Here is a 23,537-nt window from a genome sequence, read left to right on the forward strand (position 1 = left end):
ACGGCACCAGGGTCGGTTCTTACTCCAGTTTCATTTTGACCGGTAGCGGGATGGACGTCATATCGTAGTGGTCCAGATGGAATAAATTTATGCGTAAACCACCCTCGCCGTGAGATTTTCCCCTGAGATGAAACTTCCAGGTCTCTTTTGTTTTATCATATACCGCTTCAAAGGGGCGCTCTTCGGGATCAAGTTGCTGCTCACGGCTTCGTGGCAGGAAGTATTGAAAGTCAAGATTCCACTCACCGTCGGGACTCCTCACCCCGTCCCTGTAGAACTCCGGAACAATCAGTCGCTCCCGGTTTTCATCCAGGAAATAGATGGTGAACTCCGGCGTCTTCCTGGAATTCGGATCCAGGTGGTGCTCCTGAAATACGACTTTGCCCCCAACAAGAAAGGATCCGGCATAAATATCCTGGTCATGTACGATATACTCATCATGAGCGCCGGTCGGATCAAAAAGAAATTCACGCAGAAAATAGGAAACCAGGACCTTGCCATTCATCTCGAGTTCATAACCGACAGCGGGCACATGGTCCCATCCCCCCGAACCCACCGGATTGTCTTCACATCCATTGAGCGGCAAGGCCAGTATCAGGAGTGCAAAAAGCAGCAGGAGCGGTTTTGGGTCAGATCGTGAAAGTAACATTATGAATGGGATTTCCTTACTTGGTATTCCAGTGGATGGCCGGGCGGTCTCTTAGCGAATCCGGTAATCACGCCCGTGAGGATATCGTCCATCGTCAGTGAGCCCCTCATAATCGTCCACGTAGATCATTAAGGGCGTGCCGGCTTCAAAGACCTTTTGCTCGGCAACACTGCAGTGACGGATGGAATTTCTGGGATTATTCGGGTCCGTCATATCTCCGGTCTGGATCAGTTCGCGTTCTCCCTCGCAACGGTACAACTGGAAAATGATACCGGTTTCACCCGGTCGGTCGGCGCGCATATGAAACTGCCACGAACCATGGTCACTGTGCAGTTCAAGATTGGCATGCCGCTCATGGATGTCATGGATCCACTCCCACTCAAGCCGGTATTCTCCCTTCGGGTTGATGTCTGCGTAGTCTTCACTCAGCCGCTCATCCGGGTACTCAATAACATGTCCCCTGGCATCATGAAAACGAATGTTAATGTCCGTGGTATAATATCGCGGCGGCATGAGAGTTCCACCCTCGTGGGTCGTGCTCAGCATCAGGCGCCCGTCGTATTCAAAATCGGGAGTCATACCCTCGGGATTGTACTCGTAGACCCCGTTCTCGTAGGTAGCGATTGTAAGGCCTTCGTTGACCAGGGAAAAGCCGGCAGGATCCGGAAACAGAGGGTCATCATTGCTGTCGCTGCATGCGGTTAAGCTCAGGGAAAATGCAATAATGGTTATCAGGGCGGCTGGTGCCGCAGAGTTTCTCTTCATAATACTACTCAGTTGGGAGTTGAATAATTTTGTACTGCACAGCCTGCGGGAATAAACCCTTGCAAGCGGCTCTTCACCGATTCGTGTCCGGTGCTTCAGAGCCACAAGCCGGCATTAATGGTTTTGGCTTGTGATACCTGCAATAATGGCCGTGCGTTGTCGCGCCTTATTTAGACAAAGACTAAATAAGCAGCAAAAACTATCACATTTGCCGGCCATTTCCAAACGAGGGTAATGAAAAAATGCCCCTTCAGTGAATACCTGCCTCAAAAACCACATTATAACTTACTCACAAAGTCCTGATTTTTTTGACATCGCAATTGGTTTTTTTTACCCTTCACCCCCTTAATCGGAGAGCAATTATGGATCAACCCACATTCCCTCTATGAGACAAAAAGCTATCGCGTCGCAAAGAACCGGATACACAAATAACGTCAAGATCATTCTAACCCTATGGCTCGCAGCATTGGCAACGCTCCCTGCCCAGGCACAACAGAGTTCCTTTGCCGGAGGATCGGGTACGATTGATGACCCCTGGCATATCGAAACCATCCAGCAGCTGCAGCAGATTTCGGACGATCTGGACGCACATTATCTGCTTGTCAATGACATTGATGCTTCAGAAACCGAAGGATGGAATGACTCGGAAGGTTTTGAACCCATCGGATATTTTGAAGGAACCGGAGCAGGTTCGGATAACAAACCATTCAGGGGGACACTGGACGGTGACGGCCACACCATTTCCGGGCTGTCCATTCAGCGGCCTGACAGCGAGGGGATCGGCTTATTTGCCAAGACCAACGAGTACGCACATATCAAAAATCTTCGCCTGATTGACGCCGAGGTCATAGGAAATTCTGTTACCGGTGTCCTGGCAGGCTACAACAACGGACTGATCTACAATAGCGAAGTATCGGGCTGGGTAGCCGGTGACCGTGAAATCGGAATGATTGCCGGTATCAACGCGCTGGTCATCGACCAGAGCCGGTCAGACGGGCTGGTCAACTCCATGAGTCGCGGAGGGGGCATGACCGGAGTCAACCACGGTGAAATCCATCACTCACAATCCCATGCGGAAGTTGACATTGAAGGGATTCAGGCCGGCGGAATGGCAGCCAGAAATAATGGCATCATCCGCAATTCCCATGCCACGGGTGATGTCACTACCCAGGACAACATCGCAGGCGGTCTGGCCGCAACCAATACCGGTCAAATTTTTGACTCCTATGCGACGGGTAACGTCGAGGGCGGTGACCAGGTTGGCGGCCTCGTGGGAGAGAACGGCCCCAGCGACGTGATCATCAACTCCCATGCCACAGGAAACGTGAGCGGCGAGATCGCGGTTGGCGGACTGGTGGGATACAATGCCATGTTCGGCACCATCCTTACATCCTTCGCCGAAGGGGATGTCTCCGGTACGGGAGCGGTCGGCGGACTGGCCGGCTTCTCGGACGGCATCATCAGGGATACCTATGCCCACGGCAACGTGACCGGCGGCGGAGAATATGGCACAGGCGGACTGGTTGGCACCTTTACTCCTGAAGGGTTCAGCTTTTTTTCAGTACAGTCAACAGATTCAAATAACCCGGAAACCCCTCTGAATCAGCAGATAGAGCAGCCATCTCTTCCCGGGTCGGATGAGGTGACGTGGATTTCTTTCGAAAAAAAAATCAGGAACAGTTACGCCACCGGCGAGGTCACAGGTCAGAATCACACCGGAGGCCTGGTCGGGGAAAACAATCTGGACGGCGACGGAATCATAACCAGTTACTGGGATATTCAAACCACACAGCAGGATCAGGGCATCGGCGAGGGAGAACAAGGCGATGTTACCGGACTGCAGTCCAATGAAATGACCGGTCCGGCAGCGGAAATAAACCTGGAGGGCTTTGATTATAACGAGCCGGGTGGATGGGAAGCCGTCGCAGACTCGTATCCCGGATTGATCAGGCTCGAGCTGATCGAAGATCCGCCCACAGGCCTTGAAATGGAAGCTGTTTTAAGTTCGGTTGATGCCGGTTCCGAAGCACCTGTTGTCCTTCAAGTCACAGGCGATAACAACGGAACCCTCATGAATCAAACCACCTGGTTTCGCCTGGAGTCTGACAGGGACGGGCAGTTTTTTGATCAGGATGGCAACGAAATCATCCGCATACCCCTCGGAACAGATTTGACCTCTTTTTCCCAGTCATTCAACTATATCAGTAATGCCGGAGGGATGCACGAACTCACCGCGACCTACGAGAAGGGAGAGTCTACACTCGAAGGCGTTCAGGAGTCTGTCGAAATCCTCATTATGGATGAGGTGGAGGATCTTGTTCTGATCGGAAGCGACCAGGCCCTGGTGGGCAGGGTTCTTGACACGCCGTACAGGCTGATTGTGCGCAACCAGGAGGGATTCCCGTCCGCCCCTGAAGAGCCGACCACTTTTACGCTTTCCGCTGATGGAGAGCCTGTGTTTTATAACAGTCCGGAGGGAGATTCGGAGGATGAGATCACGACTGTGACGATCGGCGACGATGAAACCGAAGCGGAGTTTTGGTACAGTAACAATGAGCCGGGCAACCATACCATCACCGCAGAGTTCCAGGAAGGAGACCAGGCGCTGAGTGGCATGTCCGCTGAAATCGAAGTGGAAGCATCCTTCCTGCAGGATGAAAACCTGGTACTCTCACCCGAAATGGCCAGCAACAGTGGTCCTTCCACGGTAAGCATATATGGCACTGATTTTGAAGAGGGCATGGAAGCTGTCCTGGTGCATGACGAACACGACGATATACCCGGCCAGGTGCTGAGTGTCTCCGGAAGCGGTCTGATGACCGTGCGTTTTAACCTGACGGATCAACCGGAAGGGGCAAGGGATCTGAGAATATTTTATCCCGACGGAGAGGTGATCGAATCACCGGAGGCTTTCACCGTGACAACGGTAGACGATGAGTTTCCGGAACTGTGGACCTATATACACGGGAAAAATCAACTTTCTCCCGGAGAGACCGCCCGAATTAACATCAATTACGGCAACAGCGGAGATTTTGATCTATACGACATGCTGCTGTATGTCTACCTGCCTGCCGATCTGGAGTTTGAGATTGTGGAAAGCTCCTATATTACGCCCCGGATGGAAGAGTCATTGGCATCGCCGGACTACGACGGACCCGAGGATCTTACCACGGCCGCTCCTTACTATGAGCTTGATGACAAAACCGTCATCCCCCTTTGGATATATCAGCTTCAGGCCGGTTCCTCCCAGTCGCTGGAGTTGCGCATCGAAGTGCCCGACTTCACTGTAGAGCAAAACTTGTCAGATATTTTCGGACGGTCGATCGAGGCGGAAATTGCCACGCTCCCTCCAGAGGCAAGCGAATTCACGCGAACCGGAGACTTTGAAACATCCGATCCCAATATGTTGCTCCATTTCACGACTCTGGTCTACGTTGCAGCATTGCAGGAGGAAGGCCTGATCGACAGCAACATCCCCGCATTGAAAGAAGCCATGAGCCTGCCCGAAACCACCGGCGGCCCTTGCAACCCCGGTCCGCGTCAGCCAGATTTTTACACAGATAGTCAGAATCTTCAGCAAGAGTTAAGGGACCATAGTAACTCTGTTAAAGGGCAAGTGGGACAGGAAACCTCGGACTTGGTCGGAGGGCCGGAAGCGATCGGAGCAGGGTTTGTTGTGGGAGTCGCGGCAGCAGCAGCCTGCGCGTCAAACCCCATCGGCTGGGGTGTCTGCGCGACTCTGTCGGCAACCTCCGCAGCACTAACACTATCAGGCTTTAAAAACATACTTGACCGCTACGATGATCTGCAAAATGAGGATTGCAACATGCCCCAGCACCCGGATAACTATAATCCGGAGTTATGCGATGATGATTGCGATTATGATGGCGGCGGTCAGGGTGATCCGCACCTGTTTACCTTCGATAACCTGGCCTACGACTTTCACGGGGCCGGAGAATATATCCTCGCCCGATCTGTGGACGGAGATTTTGAAGTCCAGGCACGGACGGAAAAAATGGAACCGGGACGTGATCGCTTCACCATTTTTACCGCTTTTGCGATCGATGTGAACGGTGACCGTGTGGTGATTCTGGAAGACGATTCCCCGCCGTATCAAGCCTCCCTGGAGATCAACGGATCGCCTCAGGATTTGGATGAGCTGGCTGGTGAGCCGATGGAATTGTCAGGCGGCGCCACCATCGGCTGGATCAGTGACATGTTTATTATCGACTGGCCCGGTGAGACAACGCGCATCATCGCCTGGCAGAGACCCACGGGGAGTGTAACCGGAAGCCGGGCGCTGGCAATTGAAATCACTCTGGATGGACGATTCGATAGCCGGATGGAAGGACTGCTGGGCCGTAATGACGGAAGGAGTAATGTATTCACCGCCCGTGACGGCCGCGAATTTATCCGCCCATTTTCTTATGCAGAGCTGTACCATGAATTTGGCGACAGTTGGCGCATCACACAGAGTGAATCGCTATTCGGAACCGAAACGTTCAAGGTTCCCGGTGTTCCAGGCTGGTTGGTGACCACCAGCGATCTGGACGAAGATGCCAGAGAACATGCCCGGCAGGTATGTGAAGATCGCGGCATATCCAATCCCGCCATCCTGGACAACTGCATATTTGACCTGGTGATGAGCGAAGATGAGCGGTTTGTCGAGGATGCCGCCGGAATGGTTTCCGTATCCCCCAATGAGCAGATGCAGGAGTATCTGGCGGAAGACGAGGGCAAAATCCAGATTGACCTGAATGCCCCCGCAACCGATGGCGCATCTTTTGAGTTCAGCAGTGAACATCCGCAGATCGGCAATTTCAGCCTGACACATGGCGAAAACGGTGACCTGTCTGATACAAAAGTTTTCTATCCGCTGGATGCCGCGATTTATCGCATTTCTCTTGAATCGTTACTGGACGGATTTGAACTGGTTGACATCGTCTGTGAACAAGGTGAGGCCGATGCCGACCTTGACGAGAAGACCGCGACCATTTTCATTGATGAGGGCGATGCGGTTCGGTGCGGATTTGAAATCATTCCCGAAAACACACTGGGAGCGTTTGCCCTTCAGGCACCCGGTGACCAGAGCAGCATGGAAATTGACGGCTTGAACGATGATGAGCTCCATTTTTCCTGGGAATCAGCGGCACTGTCGGAACATGATCCGGTTACCTATACGGTGATGATGGATACCGAACAGACATTTCGCGCCCCCTTCTTTGAGGAGCATTCGGACGACGAAGGAGCTGAGCCCACCCTGTCACTGAGCTTCGAGCATCTGGATCAGCTGCTTGAAGAACAGCAGGTTGAGATCGGCTCCGACTTCTCAGTATACTGGACCGTACTGGCAGAACGTGACAATGTCTCCCGCCGGGCCGCAAATCCGCATGAAATCACTCTCCTCAGGGGCGTGGTTACCGGGGCCTCCTCCCCCGCCGAACAGCCGGATGACTTTCTCCTCAAACAAAACTACCCGAACCCCTTCAATCCGTCAACACAGATCCGGTTCGCCCTTCCGGAGCAATCACACGTTAACATTACGGTGTACAACGTGCTTGGTCAGCGTATCACCACGCTGCTCAACGAAACCCGGGCATCGGGGTGGCATGAAGTGACCTTCGACGCCAGCGGATTGTCGAGCGGAGTATTTCTCTATCGCATCGAAGCCGGTGGCCATGTCGAGACACGGCAGATGATGTTCGTCAAGTAAGGCATAAGCACACTGTGGGTTGGGGCCGTCCGGGGCCCCTTCCCCGGTTTTCAATCTGACATTGCAATTGTTTACTTTATGATCTGGCGGATAATCATTCCGGCAACTACGGCAGGGGTATGTGCCACCACCCAAATACACGGATCATGAAACGTTCTAAATGCCTTCTCCTCTTAATAATACTCCCGTTTTTTTCAGCTCCGGTTCTTGGCCAGCAATTTGAAGTGATGGTCTACACGAGTCCGGACCGCTGGCACGACGCCACCATTCCTGCCGCCTTGCAACGGTTTCAAAAGCTGTCGGAACTGCACAATTTTGGTCTGACCTGGGCTCAGCCCGACGGCAGCGGCAGTATCGGAGATCCGTTTTCAACAGATTTCCTGGCAGGAATTGATGCCGTTGTGTTTCTGAACGCAAGAGGAAACGACCTTTCGGACGAACAGCTCGCCAACTTCAGGGAGTATATCCATAATGGAGGCGGTTTTGTCGGGATACACGCAACGTCGGTCGATGATGGCCAGGATGAGTGGCTACTGCGACTGACGGGCCGTGCATTCACCCATCACCCGGAAATCCAGACAGCGGTATATCATGTTATTGACAAGAAGTTTCCGGCTACCATGCACCTGCCCGACCGCTGGGTGTTCACCGGGGAGATGTACTCGTTTGGGGAAGAGCTTTCAGACAATCTCAACTATCTGATCACCCTGGATGAGGGCACCTACGACACGGCCAAAACATGGGGCAGTGATCTGGACACCGCAATGGGCGAGTTTCATCCTGTCGCCTGGTATCAGGAATTTGAAGGCGGCAGATCCTTCTACACGGCGCTCGGCCACTTGCCGGCATCGTGGAACGACCCTCTTTTCTCCGCGCATATTTATGGCGGTATTTACTGGGCGGCAACTGGCTACGGCATCACAGAATAATTTGGAACAGCGGACTCTCAGGGTGTGTAGTGCTGCGTAATATTAATTGGAAAAAAATATGATGATTATGCGTAAGTTATTGATGATCATGATCCTAGGGGCATGCTCATTTGATTCGTCAGAGAGTGGAAAATCTGGATCTTCACCAGACCAACTTGAGAAAATGGCTTACGCGGAGTTGCTGTTTTCTATTAATGACAATCCGGATGAAGCCGGTTTCGGGAACATGCTCTTTTTGGAAATGGATAAGGGGGGAAATTTTATCGTTACAGATGTGATGCGTAATTCGCTCGTCAAATTCACCAAAGAGGGGGAAAAGAAGTGGGAGTACAGGCAGACAGGCAGGGGGCCCGGAGAGTTTCAAAGCATAAACCTCATAGCAGATCCGAAATCGGGAAAAATTGCGGTGTATGATCCTTTATTATTTAGAGTGCAAATCTTCGATCCGAATATGGAGAACGTAATTAAGAATCTGCGCGTGGAGTCTCCCGATAATACCTCATTACAGCTTCTGGGGCTCTCAGATAACGGGCTCTATTTCAAGGGATTCAAGGGATACTCACTATTTAACTATGAGGAGTCCAGAGAGCTTGAAGTCTTCTTTCAGGGATATGACCAGGATACACCGGTTCCTGTTTTTTCCGTTCCGAAAACCGAAATAAAGCCGATTGTAGATGAAAATGATCGTTCAATTTCGGTTTTCAATCGCCCTTTCGGAAGAAGAGTAAGCTTGACTATGCGGGACGATGAGTTTATCTACATTTCAAATGAGCGGTTCGGACTCAAACGCTTTGACATTGATGGTTCACTGATTTCGGAGCAACGTGTTTCCTGGCAACCAGCGCCTTTTGAAATTTCTGACGAAATTTTGTCCGAATATATAAAAAGCTTTTTCCCGGAAAATTTTTCGGAAAACTTTGATCATCGGAAGACTATTATGGCGCTACGGTCATCTTTTGATCCTGAACGTGAGGTTTATTTCCGGGATAGTTTGGTGGATGTCGAGGGGCGCATCTGGTTTGAGCTCTATACGGAATTCTTTGAAGATGAATCTCGGTGGATTGTCTGGGACTTATCAAGCGATGAGCTGTTTCAGGTTGTTTTCCCCGGTAATCATGTTCGTGTTCAAAATGCCAAAGACTCGTTCGCTGTAAGTTTCAAAAGAAATGAATATGAACTGGAGTCGGTGAGGGCATTCTCGTTTTAGGCTCATGTTTTAAATCTACCGCAGAGTTCTGTAATCATATTCGGCTGTCAAGCGTCGTTGCAAGTATCCATATACCACTCTGAATAATGGACTTCCTTCAAAACTCCGATCTTTCCATGGTTGGTTTTTTTATTCTTCACCACGATGGCAATGCTCCTATCCCGCTTCACTTTACTACCGCTTCCTTATGTGGTGATACATAGCTTTGAAATAGTAATGGCCGTCTGCTGCAGGTCTGGAGTATTCATTTCTGCGAAGCGATGTGACCTGGGCTCAGCCCGACGGCAGCGGCCGTATCGAAGACCCGTTTTCAGCAGAGCTCCTGGCAGGAATTGATGCCGTTGTGCTTCTGAAGAAAAGGGGAAACGCCCCTCTTTTCTCCGCGCATATTTACGGCGGTATTTACCAGGCGGTAACTGACTACGGCATCACAGAATAATTTGGAACAGCGGACTCCCCGGTTGTGTTGTGTTCATCAGCACAACAAAAGAACACAACCTTAAAGATTATCATGGGAACATCCGCAAGAAATATTCTGATAGTGGGAGGCAGCTCCGGAATCGGGCTGGAGCTGGCCAAGCGAATGAGTCAACAGGGAAATAGAGTCACGGTTTGGAGCCGATCATTTCCTGATGAGCTGAAAGAGGCAGGAATCGCGCACAGTACCGTTGACGTCACACAACCTCTTGCCGAACAGAATCCCGAAGTACCCTCCCCTCTTCACGGACTTGTTTACTGTCCGGGATCGGTCAACCTTCGTCCTTTCAACCGGTTGAGAGAAAACCACTTCAAGGCCGATTACGAAATAAATGTACTGGGAGCCGTGCGGGTGCTTCAGGAGGCCCTTCCGTCATTCGGATCCGAGGGCGGCAGTGTCGTATTTTTCAGCACCGTGGCCGTCAGTACCGGAATGGCCTATCATGCAAGTATCGCATCAGCCAAAGCCGCCCTGGAGGGCCTGACCAAATCCCTTGCCGCCGAATACGCGGCCAAAAATATTCGATTCAACGCAGTGGCTCCCTCCCTCACCGATACTCCCCTTGCGGAAAAACTGCTGGCTACCGACGAGAAGCGGGAGAAAAGCGCCCAGAGGCATCCGCTGCGAAGAGTCGGTACCCCCACCGACATGGCCGCCTCAGCCGCCTTTTTGCTTTCTCCGGATAGCTCCTGGATCACAGGACAGATACTCCCGGTGGATGGGGGAATGTCCAGTGTCCGGATGCTGGATGCCTGACAGCTTCGCCGACGGCCACCCGGCAAATGCGGCATGGATATTTTCCAATTTTATGAGGATACTGACGAATAGCAGGATCCGGGTAAAAGCGGACTGACTGCATCCGTAAAATGGGGAGTCACCCCGGAGGGTTACCTCCGAAGCCGCCCCAAACAAAACCAGTAGCCATATTCATGAAAGGTATTATTCTTGCCGGAGGCGCCGGAACACGGCTGCATCCCAACACGCTCGTTGTAAGCAAGCAATTGCTGCCCGTTTACGACAAACCCATGATCTACTATCCGCTCACCGTGCTGATGCTCTCCGGCATCCGGGAGATCCTGATCATATCCACCCCCGACGACCTTCCCCGCTTTAAGGAGTTGTTAGGAGATGGCACACAATGGGGCATTCGTCTGAGTTATGCCGAGCAGCCAAAACCGGAAGGGCTGGCTCAGGCATTTATTATCGGTGCGGATTTTATCGGAGATGACCCGGTCGCCCTGATTTTGGGTGACAACATCTTCTATGGGCAGGGACTCTCGGGGCTGCTTCAAAAGTCAGCGCAACTCGAAACCGGAGCGGTGGTGTTCGGCTACAATGTAGACGATCCGGAACGGTATGGCGTGGTTGAATTTGACCGCCAGGGTAACGTGATCAGCCTGGAGGAGAAACCGGAGCATCCCAAATCCAGCTATGCGGTCGTTGGCCTCTATTTCTACGATTATTCGGTGGTGGAACGGGCCAGGAACCTGAAACCATCGGTGCGAGGCGAACTGGAAATTACGGATCTGAACAATCTTTATCTCAAGGACGGCGAACTGGCCGTGGAACTGATGGGACGCGGTACGGCGTGGCTGGATACCGGCACGCACGATTCCATGTTGCAGGCGTCCAATTTTGTACAAACCGTCGAAAAACGACAGGGTCTTAAAATCGCAAGTCCTGAAGAGGTTGCATGGAGAATGGGTTTTATTGACACGGCGCAGTTAAAAAAACTGGCCGAGCCTTTGGTCAAGAGCGGCTATGGGGAATACCTGCTGAAGATACTGCACAATTAGTACGGTATTTAAAGATCTGCGCACCCTCATTATTAGCGCGGGCTTTTGATCCTTCGCGCCCCCAATAGTTGAGCTTTTTTTCTACCTGCACATCCTCAATAATCGCACGAACATTCTACCAGACGGAGCACCACCAATCCCTGCGGGGAATGATTCCCAGAAAAAGTATGTATTGTCTTGCGAATACGGCCGAAGCTTCTGCCTGGCGCGCGACAAATCAGAACATGGTCTGTCCGGTTTCATGGCCGGCTGATCGAGCCGCTTTCCACCGAATCCGAAACCTCCGGCAAGTTCCTCCGGATCTCCTTTTTCCCTCTCCGCCATCATGGGTTTTTATCAATTCCACCAGACACAACACGTTCCCGCTTCCCTTGAAGAGGTTTGGGATTTCATCTCCTCCCCTGCCAATCTCAAGAAAATCACGCCCGATTACATGGGCTTCGACATCACCACGGAAAATCTGCCTCAAAAGATGTATCCGGGCATGATTATCAGTTACAAGGTGAGTCCCCTTTTCGGCATAAAAACCACCTGGGTCACCGAAATCACGCATGTCAAAGAGCTGCAATACTTTGTTGATGAGCAGCGGGTCGGACCCTACGACATGTGGCATCACGAGCATTTTCTCGAAACCGTGCCCGGAGGGGTGAAGATGCGCGACATCGTCTCCTATAAACCCCCTTTGGGCTTTCTGGGATCACTGGCCAACGGAATCATCATCCGAAGAAAGCTGAATGAGATTTTCAGCTATCGTACCCGTGCCGTGGAACAGCTATTTGGGACATGGGACCAGATCGATGTCCGGCAGACACCGGAACCTGCCCATTGACAATACGGTCCCGTGATGTAAAAACCGGATCTCATCCCTGCATTGTTGTCCAGGAAAAAACCACCGTTGCAGCGAATGTGACAAAACCCTGAATCCGGGCCGTCGGCTATCGCTGAAGGACGTGGGTGTACTTGCACTTGCCTGGCCAAATCGCGCAACCGGCGGATTCGCTCACCACCGGGCAACAGGTTGAGGCCGGCAGATGGTAATCCTGAGAATTTGCGGTCAAAGATCCGGTTACCAGTCATCGGTCCGGAATGGCGCAGCGGGTAATCCTTCCCTGTTATAGAGATTGGCGGAGTCGGGGTTGTCTGCCCATGCGTACCGCACAGCAACCGGATCCGGCACTTCGTCGCTCCAAACCACCACGTGGTCGCCCGAAATTTCGGCATCCGCCCAGACGAACGCACCATCATCGCCGGCAATTGCAAAATGGCGCAGGCGGTCATCTCCCCGCGCAACCAGTCCGCTGCCGACATGTTCGAACGAAAGCTTCAGTTTGGAGCCCTGTCTCTCCATGCCGCTGAAAACCGGTCCGGAGTATACCAACCCCTCCTCGCCGAAGGCCACTTTGCGCGCAGCGAGCGCAAGCCGGTCGCCCACATCCTTTTTGTTTAGCGGGTGGATGTCGTTCCATTCGCCGACATCAATGGCCCCCGCCATCGCGGTGTTAGGAACGGACAGGGCCTGCAACTGCGCCTCTCTGAGACGTGCCCAGTTGCTGTCCTGCGGCCGGTCATCCGCTTCCATATAGTTGGCCAGCTGCACGTAGAGGAACGGGAGCGCGCCCTGGTCCCATCCCGCTCTCCAGTCGGCAATCATGGCGGGAAACAGATCTGCATACTCTTGCGGCCGGCCCGTATTGGACTCTCCCTGGTACCAGATGACTCCTTTTATCCGGTAATCGAGCAGTGGGGCGACCATCGCGTTATAGAGTCCGAGCGGCTTCCAGCGAATGAACGTTTCGCTTTCCAGCGGCTCCATAATCACACCCGGTTTGTATCGCCACTCGCCTTTCAGGTCAATGGTATCCCTCATTGACCGCAGTTCGTAGGGTTTGTCTTCAACAAAGCCGCCCCGCCCCTGCGTATTGACAGCCCTGACGGTGATATTGTTCGTGCCCTCGCGCAGCACCCCTTCCGGTATCTGGTACCAGCGCGGCGGATACTGATAGGTGATATTCCCGACAAACACTCCGTTAATGAACGTGGAATCGGCATCCACAACCCGTCCCACTTCGAGAGCAACCTCCTTGCCCGCCATGGAGGCCGGGACATCAAACTCCTTCCGGAACCAGACCACGCCATTCACGGGTCCGAGGTCTTCATCCGCCCAGTAGCCCGGCACTTCCATGGTCTGCCAATCCGAAACATCCAGGTCATCGGCATGCCAGGGCTGTTCCGGGTTCCCGTAACCGGCATCATTATCAACCGAGGCGCGATGCCAAGCCGAGATTCGCCTTCGGTCGGATTGCCTGATATCTTCCACCAGGTCCGCATCCCTGAACCTGAGCGCTTCCTCGTAATGAACGGGGAAAGATTTCAACGCCTCTTCACTCATCCAGGCCTCTGCCGGGGATCCTCCCATACTGTTGTCGATGACGCCGACCGGCACATTGTGAAGCTCGTACAGATGACGGGCAAAGAAAAAGGCCACCGCGGAAACCTCACTCACACCTTCAGGCGAGATGTGCTGCCATGCGCCTCCGGACAGATCCGTGTGCGGTTCGTCAAAGTCATAGGCATGCGGCACCCTGAAATAGCGGATGCGGGGATAATCCGCCAGGGCGATATCCTCCCCGTACAGCGGAAGCGTAAGGTGCATAGGCATTTCCATATTCGACTGGCCGCCGGCAACCCACACATCGCCAACCAGAATATCATCTATGACAATCGTCTCGCCGCCTGCGATCGTCATGCGATAGGGTCCACCGTGCGGAAGATCTTTCATCACCACCCGCCACTTCCCTGATTCAGAGGCGGTAGCCTCGTACCGGGTATCCAGAAAGTCCACCGTGATGTCGGAGTCGGCCGGGGCCCATCCCCAGACGGTCACTTCAGCATCGCGCTGCAGTATCATGCCGTCTCCGATGAGTTTCGGTAGAGTGATTTGAGCCTGAAGAGGGCTGAATGCAATAAACAGTACGATCAGAGTCGTAAAGAATGATTTCATGAATCTGTCCAAAATAGGTTATACAGGATAAGCAAGGATCTCCGGGCGCACCCGATGCGAAACTTCAGATAAGCCGGTTGCTGCGGTGAGACAATATATATCCATTTTTTGAATTATTCGGTTCCGTAATATCCCTGGCACCAGGAGTATCATCAATGCGATATGATGGTGCAGGGTGTCAAATCCTTTTGTGACAACCGGGTTTTATATCTCAAGATCGAGATCCCATCTGGCCGGTTGCCGCTTCTGCCTGATGTTGCCGGACCAGGTTATTGCGGCGGAGAGATCATCCGCGCTCGGACAAGTTTGCCGCCTGCACCTCAATGACAATAAGCGTGGCATCATCCTCCCATTGGCCGGAGTGGTTGTCGTTTTTGACTTTTGTGATGATGGCCTCGGCCAGCTGCTTTGGTGTGCCGGAGGCGGCTGAGGCACACTCCCGGACGATCTGCTCGAAAGCTTCGGGATCCCTGACCTCCATGCGTTCGTCCCTGGTCTCCGTCAATCCGTCTGAATAGAGAATAAACCGGTCTCCCTGCTCATACGGGAACTCCATATTGGAATATTCGGCACTCTCATGAATCCCCAGTCCCATGCCCTTCCGGTACCGGTGGATGACCTCGCCGGTACGGCCGTTGACATGAAGCACCGGAAGGTGTCCCGCATTGCACAAAAGCGCCTTTTGTCGGTTGTGATCGATTTTGAGCATCACCATGGTGGCGTACATGGAGCGATCCGACTGTTTGAGGAACATCCTGTTCAGGGCGCTCATGATGCGAGCCGGATCATTGTTATACTCAAAATGTACCTGAAGCGCACTTTTGGTCATGGTCATCAGCAATCCGGCGCCGAAGCTGTGTCCAGAGACATCACCGACCGTTGCGAACACTTCGTTGGCCCGTCGGGAAAGCTCAAAAAAATCACCTCCAAGTTCGTTGGCCGGGATGGAACAGGCATAGCCGCGGCAATCGCCTTCCGAGAGCGCCACATCATCAAGAATACGTTTTTGAACTTCCGTCGCAAAACGAACGTCCGCCTCGACTTCGGCCTTTCGGGTATACAGATAGCGTGACGCGCCGAGGATCAGGGAGAGTCCGATGTGGGCCCAAATAAAAACACCGATCGTCCAGCCTATCCCGACGAGAAAGTATCCAAAATAGAGAATCGGTTCACTGTCCATGTCCCGGGTACTCTCAAACAGATTCACCCCGAAATAGTATCCGGCGCCACCGCCGACCACAAACAGGGGGATAATGAACCAGGGCAGGAACTTCTTGTAAATTCTGCGTGATTGCGGGAACAGATACGATGTTGTCTCCACAATCGTGGCGACATAGAGGAACGCGCAAAAGGCGAGGACAATCCACATTGACTGCAAATCGGGGAAAAGCAGATACCCCAGGACCACGATAATGACCGGCAGGAGATGGATCATCAGGTGGGCAGCAATGATTTTGATTCGGTATTTCGGATCGGCATCGTAAAACGCTTCGAGGTCGGCGTCGCGGTAGATCGAAATGAATTTGTTGTTCAGCAGGCTCATGACAAGGCGTATTTAAAAATCTGTCAGCAAATCGTTTCTAAAGTGCCGATATTTCGGGAGAAAATGAAAGGCCGGAGCCCAAAAAGTTCCCTTATATCAAATGGATAGCAGCAACGGCCTGTAAACCCGTTAATTATTGTTATCACTATGAAAAAAGAAGTCGCCGATATCGCAAAACTGATTGATCACTCCATCCTCCACCCGACCCACACCGATGAGGATTTGATCCGGGAGTGTGAAAATGCCAAAACCTACCAGGCCGCGTCGGTATGTGTGAAGCCTTACGGTGTGAAAATCGCTGCGGAGATTCTGGAGGGTTCCGGTATTCCGGTCGGATGTGTGATAGGTTTCCCGGCTGGGAACAGCGCGATCGAGGTGAAGGTATTTGAAACCGAGCAGGCGATTCGGGACGGAGCCATTGAAATCGATATGGTGATCAATATCGGAAAAGCGCTGGCGGGCGACTGGACCTACATCGAGGAAGAGATCGGGTCGGTGACCGACGCCTGCCACCGGAACGGGGCGATCGTCAAGGTCATTTTCGAGACCGATTATGTGACCGGCGAACAGGACAAGATCAAACTCTGCGAGATTTGCAGCAAAGTGGGAGCCGATTATGTTAAGACTTCAACCGGTTTCGGATTTGTGAAACAGGCGGACGGCTCCATGAAAGCCCAGGGTGCCACCATCGAAAACCTGAAACTCATGCGGGAACATTCCGCCCCCGGCGTCAAGGTGAAAGCATCGGGCGGCATCCGCTCGCTGGATGAAGTACTCGCATTACGGGATGCCGGTGCCGACCGCATCGGCGCTTCCGGAACCGGAGCCATTCTCGAGGAGGCGGCACAGCGCTTCGGGTGATTCCTCAGTCCCGGGCTGCACAGGGATTGAAGCCGGCGTGTCTGATATCGGCTATCGACGGACCATACCAGAAAGCCGGATCGTCGCACATTATCGGGTTTTCCGGCACATCATAGGATCATTCGGCACATATTTGGTCGGGTTAACCGGCACATTATCGGAATCTCCGGCACATATTTGCCGTTCCGGACATCCTCTGCCAAGCGGCGTTCACAATCGCCGGTCACTGCTCCGCATCCCCTTTCAACAGAATGTCACCAAAGGTGTTATCCTTTGCCGCCAGAACCAGAACGGTGGTAGGCAGTCCTTCCAGGTTTTTGTGCATCTTGTAATAATAATCGGCGAACTGGTCATGCGGTTCGGCCATCCCCAGAAAAATCAGATCGGCGTCACCGGAGCTTTCAGGCATGATCTCCCGGAAAGTTCGTCCATTGGCCAGCAAGACCATGGGCTCGGCCACAATTCTGATGTTCCTGATGATATCCTCAAGGTTTTTCTGTGCCTTGCGGGCGCCCTGCTCATCCTGCACCACCATTTTGATGCGGACCGTGGCATGCCGCCAGCTTTGACTGCTTATCAGCAGGTGGGCCAGTACCATGAGCAATCCGCCGTTACCCTGCAATCCACCCCACCAGACATCAATTATCCGACGGTCCCCGAACAACCGCTCCTTGTTGTCATGCACGATAACGACATTCCGGTTGAGCCGATGAAACGAAGCGATGATGGCGCTGTAGTGGTCGATCATCTCCTCATTTTCGGTATCACCCATGACAATGGTGTTTGGAACCAGCTCGCCCAACCCGTACGATTCCACCATGCGCTCCATCCCTTCATAGGGGTCGGGAGCCGAGGTGACCCTGACCAGGCAGTGGATCCCTTTTTTTGACAAAAACTCCCGGATTTGCCGCTCCATCCCTTTTCTGCGGTCGGAGGTCATTTCGTGATTCCTGAGGATGGTGGATAGCGTCAGGATTCCACGATTCAATGTCAGTGATGAGGCAAACTCCACCAGATGGAACCGCTTGGTCGGCACACCGGAGAAGACCAGCGGATGCGGCCTCCAGGTTTTGGCATCCTCATCGGCATGCATCTTCATCAGTCCGGCACGGGTAAGTGCCATCCAGATACCGCGCCTCACATCCCCCCAGGCGGTCTTCAGTTCCCGGCTTCTGAGCCAGCTGAATATCAGGAACACAAATACCATGGCGATTGCCGTTGCCAGGGCGTTGATGAGAAACATCACACCGACACACCCCAAAGCACCCAGCAGCGATAAACTCCAGTGCACACGGAACTTCGGCCGGAACGACGGGCTGTCCAGCAGCCGCTCGATACCGGCCGTCAGGTTTAGTACGCCGTAGGTTGTGAGGAAAAACATGGTGAGGATCGGAGCGATCACATTCAAATTTCCGAGAAAGACGGCTACCAGTGCCACAACCATGGTCACAAGTGTTCCGATACGGGGCAGGTCGTCGGCCCCGTCGCCCCGGCCAACCCATCTCATCCAGCGGGGCAAAACGCCGTCTCTGGCAAGTGCCTGAAGTACCCTTGGGGCTCCGAGAATACTGCCGACGGCACTGGAAAGTGTTGCACCCCACACGCCGATCAGGATGGCATCCCCCCACCATGCCATTCTGCGCATGATGAGCGGGTCTTCGATGAGGGTCAGGGCATCGGCGCGGGTTACCAGCAGGATGGGCAGCGTCATATAGATCAGGTATCCAGTACCAATTGCGGCAAACGTACCGCGGGGTATGGATCTGGCGGGATCTTTGAGGTCGCCTGACATATTCACACCCGCCATGATCCCGGTTACCGCCGGGAAAAATACGGCAAAGACGGTCCAGAAGCCCTCGGAGTGGCGGCCGTCGGCAGCGGGTGTATCGGCAGCTGAGGGTTCAACAGGTCCGCCTAAAATAAAGGAGAGCAGCGACAGGGCGATTCCAAACATGATAAAATACTGGGCACGGATCGCGACTCTGGCCGATATAAGCGCCAGTCCCGCCACACCTGCGGTGGTGATGATGCCGACCATCCTGAAATTCAGTTCGGGGAACACCCCCACCACGCTTTCGGCAAAACCCACGGTATAGAGGGCGACCGACAAGGCCTGCGCCAGAAACAGGGGAATACCGATTGCTCCGCCGGACTCAATACCCAGCGACCGGCTGATCATGTAATAGGCACCGCCGGTGCGCACCCTCTGATCGGTCGCAATGGCCGCAATGGACATGGCCGTCAGAAAGGTGATGGAGGTGGACAATGTGACGATGATCAGCGTTCCGGTCAGTCCGACATTCCCCACGACCCAACCAAACCGCAGATACATGATCACCCCGAGGATGGTCAGGATCGATGGTGTGAAGACACCGCCAAACGTACCCAGCCCTCCCTCCGACGGAGGAACAACATGATCGCTTTGGTGTGGCTTTCTGCTGAAAAGGTTCATAGCGAAACCAAAATAGCGGGATACGGTGTTCAATAAAAAGAGAAAATGGTAAGTTAATTCCGAAACCAATCCCTGAACGTATGAAAGCTGTAACGATACCCAAAACCGGCGGTCCGCAAGTGCTTGAAATCCGTGAATACCCGGATCCGGTTCCGAAACCCGGCGAAGTGGTCATCAAAGTGGCCGCTGCCGGCGTCAATTTTGCCGATATCCTGGCCAGGCGCGGACTCTATCCCGACGGACCCAAACTTCCCGCCGTGGTCGGGTATGAAGTTTCCGGGTTGATCGCGGAAACCGGCGGCGGCAGCGAATCTGCACAGTTTTCGAGCGGCGACCGCGTTGTGGCACTGACCCGCTTCAACGGCTATGCCGATACGGTGGCGGTTCCGGCCGATCAGGTTTTTCCGCTTCCTGACAATCTTTCGCTGCCGGAGGCCGCTGCCATCCCGGTCAACTACCTCACCGCCTGGCAGCTTGCCGAGATGGGAGGCTTGCAGGAAGGCGACACCCTGCTCATCCACAATGCCGGCGGCGGAGTCGGACTGGCTGCCCTCGACATCGCACGAAAACGCGGAGCCCGGACCATCGGCACCGCATCCGCAGGTAAACATGAACGCCTGAAGGCGCGCGGACTTGATGTCGCCATCGACTACCGCACCGAGAACTGGGTGGAGCGCGTCATGGAACATACCGACGGGCGTGGAGTGGATCTGATTTTTGACCCGCTGGGCGGGTCCAACTGGAAGAAAAGTTTCCAGGCCCTGAGCGCCACCGGCCGCCTCGGGCTGTTCGGTGTCTCTGAAGTGACGGAGTCCGGCTTGATGGGTCCCCTCAAATTCCTGTCGGTTATGCGGAAGATGCCCTTTTACACACCCGTTCAACTCATGAATCAGAACAAGGGCGTGTATGGAGTCAACGTAGGACGGCTCTGGAATGAAAAAGCCAAATTGAAAAAATGGGCCGAGGCCATTCTGGACGGAGCCGGCCAGGGGTGGATTGCTCCGCATGTCGATGCGGCGTTCACCTTTGAACAGGCGGCAGAAGCGCACCGGTATATCGAGGAGCGCAAGAACTTCGGCAAGGTGGTCCTTACACCGATTTCCTCCGGCCCGTCAAACAGCTGATCTGGTGATTTGCTATGAAAGTACTGGTCCTTGGCGGCAATTCGGAAATCGGACTTGCCGCCGCCGAACAATTTGCCCAACGGGAATCCGCCGAAATCATCCTGGCATCGCGGAATCTTGAAAATGCCGAAAAACATGCCGCTGAAATAGCCGCCAAATATGGCGTAGCGGCAGAGGGGGTGGCTTTTGACGCAACGGATTTTGATTCCCACCGGTCGTTTTACAATCGCATCACGCCGGCACCCGATGTTGTGATCCAGGCTTTCGGAGTTCTGGTGAATCAGAAAGAGTGCCAGGCCGACTTTGACAAGGCCCGCCTTGTGCTGGATGGAAATCTGGCGGGAGCGGTGAGCATTCTGGAGATCATCGCGGCCGATTTCGAGCAGCGTGGCAGCGGAACCATCATCGGCCTCAGTTCGGTGGCCGGTGAACGAGGCCGTAAGAGCAGTTACATCTACGCCAGTGCCAAAGCCGGTCTCACCGTATACCTCGACGGGTTGCGGCATCGGCTGCATCCGACCGGGGTGCGTGTGATCACGGTACTGCCGGGATTTGTGCCGACCAAAATGGTGGCCGGACGCACATCCAAATTCGGGGTTACACCGCTGCATGTCGCCGGAAAGGATATCTATAACGCCTGGAAGCGAGGCAGATATAAAATCTATACCGGCAGGAAAATGCGCTGGGTGATGGCTTTCATCCGGAACATACCGGAGCCGGTGATGCTGAAGATGCGCAATCTGTGATTGATGGCAGCATGTGACCGGCGCTTCTTCAATCCGGCCGGAAGAGAATGCTCGATTGACTATCGGCTTCTGATCTGGTCCGGGGTGCGCACCCGTATCTGCGGCACACCATCGTGCATCCTGATCTCCCCGGTAACGCACACTTCGCGTGTCAGATAACGCTCCTCCGGCGGATCAGGCCAGCGCTGCCGGTCATCCCCCCAGATCACAATCGTAAAGACCTGATCAGGATAGGGTTGCCCCAGATTCAGGAATGTGGGTTCCCCGCGGATCTGCCGGACGTGTCTTGCCGAGGCAACCCGTCCGCATACTTCAGCATACGAACCCGCGTGTTCAGCCGCGTCAAACGCACTTACCCTGACCTCCGGAGCCCGCCTCGATGGTTCCGGCTGATAGACTCTGGACAGTATGAGTCCGGCGACCATCAACACGGCCAGAACCGGCATCACTATCTTGATTACTTTTCGAAATCCTTTCATTGTCGTTATTTCATGCGAAACGGTCAGACACCGGAGTTGCTGCCGAACCCGGCCCGGGACGTTTCGGCTCAGTTTGTTCCGTTGGATGCGTGCCGTTGCCGCTGCACCGCCTGCCGAATGGGCCGGAGGATCTCATCCAGCCCGTTGGTCCGGATCTCGTGCATCGTCGACAGGTACTGCCCCAGCTCCCCCGCCGGAAACCCTTCCCGCGCAAAATACTCGAGGTAGTTCGTGGGGAGTGTCATGATTTCCCGCCCTTCGTATTTTCCGAAAGGCATGCGTGCCTGAACCAGCCTGATAAGAAATTGCCTGTCGTACTCCATATGTTGCTAACGTTCAAAGGGTCGTGTATATATAAGCGGCGGATTCGTTTTCAAGCGGTACACAATACCGGGGTTACGCTGCAGTCGTCAAGCTGCCGTCGTCAGCGGGTTCACTCATCAACGGCACACATTCGCTGTAAAAAGTATCAGATGAAATAGTAAATTCCTAACCATCTTGAACCATTCAGACACCATAGTGATCGGTGCGGGAGCAGCCGGACTCACCGCCGCCATTTTTGCCGCTGCCGGCGGCAAGTCGGTAGTGCTGCTGGAACGAACCCCGCAGGCCGGCCGAAAAATCCTGATGTCGGGCGGAACGCGCTGCAACGTGCTGCCGGTTCGTGCTTCCATCGACGATTTTGTGACAGATTCATCCAGGAACCGGTTGCGCAATATCTTCAAGTCGTGGTCGGTCGACCGCTGCCGCCGGTGGTTTGAGGATGAGATCGGGCTGGAGTTGGAGTGTGAAGCATCTTCGAATAAATGGTTCCCAAAAAGCAATTCGGCCAGGGACGTGCGTGACCGGCTGCTCCGGCACGCCGAATCGATTGGCGTTCGGGTGTGCTATCGCGCTTCGGTGGCCTCAATGCAGCGCCAGAACCAACTGTGGACGATTAAGACGACGAACGGAGAGCAATTTCAGGCACCTGTGGTGATCATGGCCGCTGGGGGCAAGTCCATCCCCTCAACAGGCACCGACGGCACCGGATACACCATCGCAGAAGCGCTGGGCCACACACTGATTCCTCCCTACCCCGCCCTCACGCCGCTCACCGGACCGCATCCGGGCTCTGCCGCAAAGACATCCACCAAAAGAGACAAACGGGCGCGAAGCCGGCCTGCGAATGATTCTGCCCATTCTCTGGCGGGTGTCTCGCTGGATGTGCAACTGGATGCCTGGAACCCGAAGCATCAGCCTTTCAAAACATCCCGAAGCGGTTTCCTCTTCACACATCAGGGATACAGTGGTCCGTCTGTGCTAGATCTTTCCCATGTCGTGGTAAAGGCGCTTCAGGCGGGGAGTCCGGGGGATGATGACGCATCATTGCGTGTCAACTGGACCGGCAAGAGTGCCGGGTGGTGGCAGTCACAGCTCGAAGGAAACCTGGAAACCACGGCGCTGCTCAGGCGTCATCTGCCCAGAAGGCTCGCGGACAACCTGCTTGCCGATATCGGCCTTGCAGGGAGGAAAACGGCCGAGCTCTCCGGCAAGGACCGGAACCGCCTCGTCGGTAGCCTCACCTCTTGCAGATTGACTCCCACCGGGCATTCCGGATTCGAGAAGGCGGAAGTCACCGGCGGCGGTGTTTCGCTGGACGACATCAATCCGGCCACCATGGAGTCCCGTATTGCGCCGGGGTTGTACTTGTGTGGTGAAATCCTGGATGTGTTCGGGCGGATCGGCGGGTTTAATTTCTACTGGGCCTGGGTCACCGGCCGCCTGGCCGGCATGAACCAGTAGCCGGTGGCC

Annotated in this window: 18 protein-coding genes; 11 read left to right on the forward strand and 7 right to left on the reverse strand. The window is 54.0% G+C overall.

What is annotated here, in order from left to right; all coding sequences use genetic code 11:
- Window positions 1-19: 19 nt before the first annotated feature.
- On the reverse strand, window positions 20-649 hold the full coding sequence (locus QA596_06475; protein MDG5767102.1) for a hypothetical protein: 630 nt from the start codon (window positions 647-649) through the stop codon (window positions 20-22).
- A 51-nt stretch (window positions 650-700) separates the two neighbouring features.
- Entirely contained in the window at window positions 701-1,414 is a 714-nt protein-coding gene (locus tag QA596_06480) for a hypothetical protein (protein ID MDG5767103.1), read from the reverse strand.
- A gap of 385 nt (window positions 1,415-1,799) precedes the next feature.
- Here QA596_06480 and QA596_06485 point away from each other — a divergent pair, with 385 nt between their 5' ends.
- The 7 genes from QA596_06485 (at window position 1,800) to QA596_06515 (ending at window position 12,366) form a co-directional block, all read left to right on the forward strand.
- On the forward strand, window positions 1,800-7,127 hold the full coding sequence (locus QA596_06485; GenBank protein MDG5767104.1) for a SusE domain-containing protein: 5,328 nt from the start codon (window positions 1,800-1,802) through the stop codon (window positions 7,125-7,127).
- Between the two features lie 146 nt (window positions 7,128-7,273).
- The gene (locus QA596_06490; protein MDG5767105.1) at window positions 7,274-8,056 is read left to right on the forward strand and encodes a ThuA domain-containing protein; all 783 of its coding nucleotides are present in this window, start codon (window positions 7,274-7,276) and stop codon (window positions 8,054-8,056) included.
- A gap of 58 nt (window positions 8,057-8,114) precedes the next feature.
- Window positions 8,115-9,263 carry a hypothetical protein gene (locus QA596_06495; GenBank protein ID MDG5767106.1) on the forward strand — a complete coding sequence of 383 codons (1,149 nt, stop codon included), beginning with the start codon at window positions 8,115-8,117 and terminating at the stop codon, window positions 9,261-9,263.
- Window positions 9,264-9,525: 262 nt separating this feature from the next.
- Window positions 9,526-9,702 (forward strand): hypothetical protein, encoded by a 177-nt coding sequence (locus QA596_06500; GenBank protein MDG5767107.1) that lies wholly within the window; start codon window positions 9,526-9,528, stop codon window positions 9,700-9,702.
- A 72-nt stretch (window positions 9,703-9,774) separates the two neighbouring features.
- Entirely contained in the window at window positions 9,775-10,497 is a 723-nt protein-coding gene (locus QA596_06505) for an SDR family NAD(P)-dependent oxidoreductase (GenBank protein ID MDG5767108.1), read from the forward strand.
- Window positions 10,498-10,670: 173 nt separating this feature from the next.
- Window positions 10,671-11,537, forward strand: a complete 867-nt coding sequence (gene rfbA / locus QA596_06510; GenBank protein ID MDG5767109.1) for a glucose-1-phosphate thymidylyltransferase RfbA — start codon at window positions 10,671-10,673, stop codon at window positions 11,535-11,537.
- 325 nt (window positions 11,538-11,862) lie between these two features.
- A complete protein-coding gene (locus QA596_06515) occupies window positions 11,863-12,366 on the forward strand; it encodes an SRPBCC family protein (GenBank protein MDG5767110.1) in 504 nt (167 codons plus the stop codon).
- A 237-nt stretch (window positions 12,367-12,603) separates the two neighbouring features.
- On the opposite strand, the gene QA596_06520 is transcribed toward QA596_06515, so the two are convergent.
- Window positions 12,604-14,538 carry a sialate O-acetylesterase gene (locus tag QA596_06520; protein ID MDG5767111.1) on the reverse strand — a complete coding sequence of 645 codons (1,935 nt, stop codon included), beginning with the start codon at window positions 14,536-14,538 and terminating at the stop codon, window positions 12,604-12,606.
- Between the two features lie 286 nt (window positions 14,539-14,824).
- The gene (locus tag QA596_06525; protein ID MDG5767112.1) at window positions 14,825-16,081 is read right to left on the reverse strand and encodes a PP2C family protein-serine/threonine phosphatase; all 1,257 of its coding nucleotides are present in this window, start codon (window positions 16,079-16,081) and stop codon (window positions 14,825-14,827) included.
- 147 nt (window positions 16,082-16,228) lie between these two features.
- Between QA596_06525 and deoC the strand changes: the two genes are divergently transcribed.
- Complete coding sequence (deoC, locus tag QA596_06530) at window positions 16,229-16,942, forward strand: deoxyribose-phosphate aldolase (GenBank protein MDG5767113.1); 714 nt, start codon at window positions 16,229-16,231, stop codon at window positions 16,940-16,942.
- 223 nt (window positions 16,943-17,165) lie between these two features.
- Here the strand turns inward: deoC and QA596_06535 are convergent, their stop codons facing one another.
- Complete coding sequence (locus QA596_06535) at window positions 17,166-19,394, reverse strand: Na-K-Cl cotransporter (GenBank protein MDG5767114.1); 2,229 nt, start codon at window positions 19,392-19,394, stop codon at window positions 17,166-17,168.
- An 80-nt stretch (window positions 19,395-19,474) separates the two neighbouring features.
- On the opposite strand from QA596_06535, the gene QA596_06540 reads away from it, so the two are divergent.
- Both QA596_06540 and QA596_06545 read left to right on the forward strand, forming a co-directional pair.
- On the forward strand, window positions 19,475-20,518 hold the full coding sequence (locus QA596_06540) for a medium chain dehydrogenase/reductase family protein (protein ID MDG5767115.1): 1,044 nt from the start codon (window positions 19,475-19,477) through the stop codon (window positions 20,516-20,518).
- A 14-nt stretch (window positions 20,519-20,532) separates the two neighbouring features.
- On the forward strand, window positions 20,533-21,264 hold the full coding sequence (locus QA596_06545) for an SDR family NAD(P)-dependent oxidoreductase (GenBank protein MDG5767116.1): 732 nt from the start codon (window positions 20,533-20,535) through the stop codon (window positions 21,262-21,264).
- A gap of 59 nt (window positions 21,265-21,323) precedes the next feature.
- Here the strand turns inward: QA596_06545 and QA596_06550 are convergent, their stop codons facing one another.
- Together QA596_06550 and QA596_06555 are read right to left on the reverse strand one after the other, a co-directional pair.
- On the reverse strand, window positions 21,324-21,743 hold the full coding sequence (locus QA596_06550; protein MDG5767117.1) for a hypothetical protein: 420 nt from the start codon (window positions 21,741-21,743) through the stop codon (window positions 21,324-21,326).
- Between the two features lie 68 nt (window positions 21,744-21,811).
- A complete protein-coding gene (locus QA596_06555) occupies window positions 21,812-22,066 on the reverse strand; it encodes a DUF3820 family protein (GenBank protein MDG5767118.1) in 255 nt (84 codons plus the stop codon).
- Between the two features lie 175 nt (window positions 22,067-22,241).
- Here QA596_06555 and QA596_06560 point away from each other — a divergent pair, with 175 nt between their 5' ends.
- Window positions 22,242-23,528, forward strand: a complete 1,287-nt coding sequence (locus QA596_06560; GenBank protein MDG5767119.1) for an aminoacetone oxidase family FAD-binding enzyme — start codon at window positions 22,242-22,244, stop codon at window positions 23,526-23,528.
- The last annotated feature ends 9 nt before the right edge of the window (window positions 23,529-23,537 follow it).

Source organism: Balneolales bacterium ANBcel1, assembly GCA_029688905.1.
Classification (GTDB): Bacteria; Bacteroidota; Rhodothermia; order Balneolales; family Natronogracilivirgulaceae; genus SLLW01.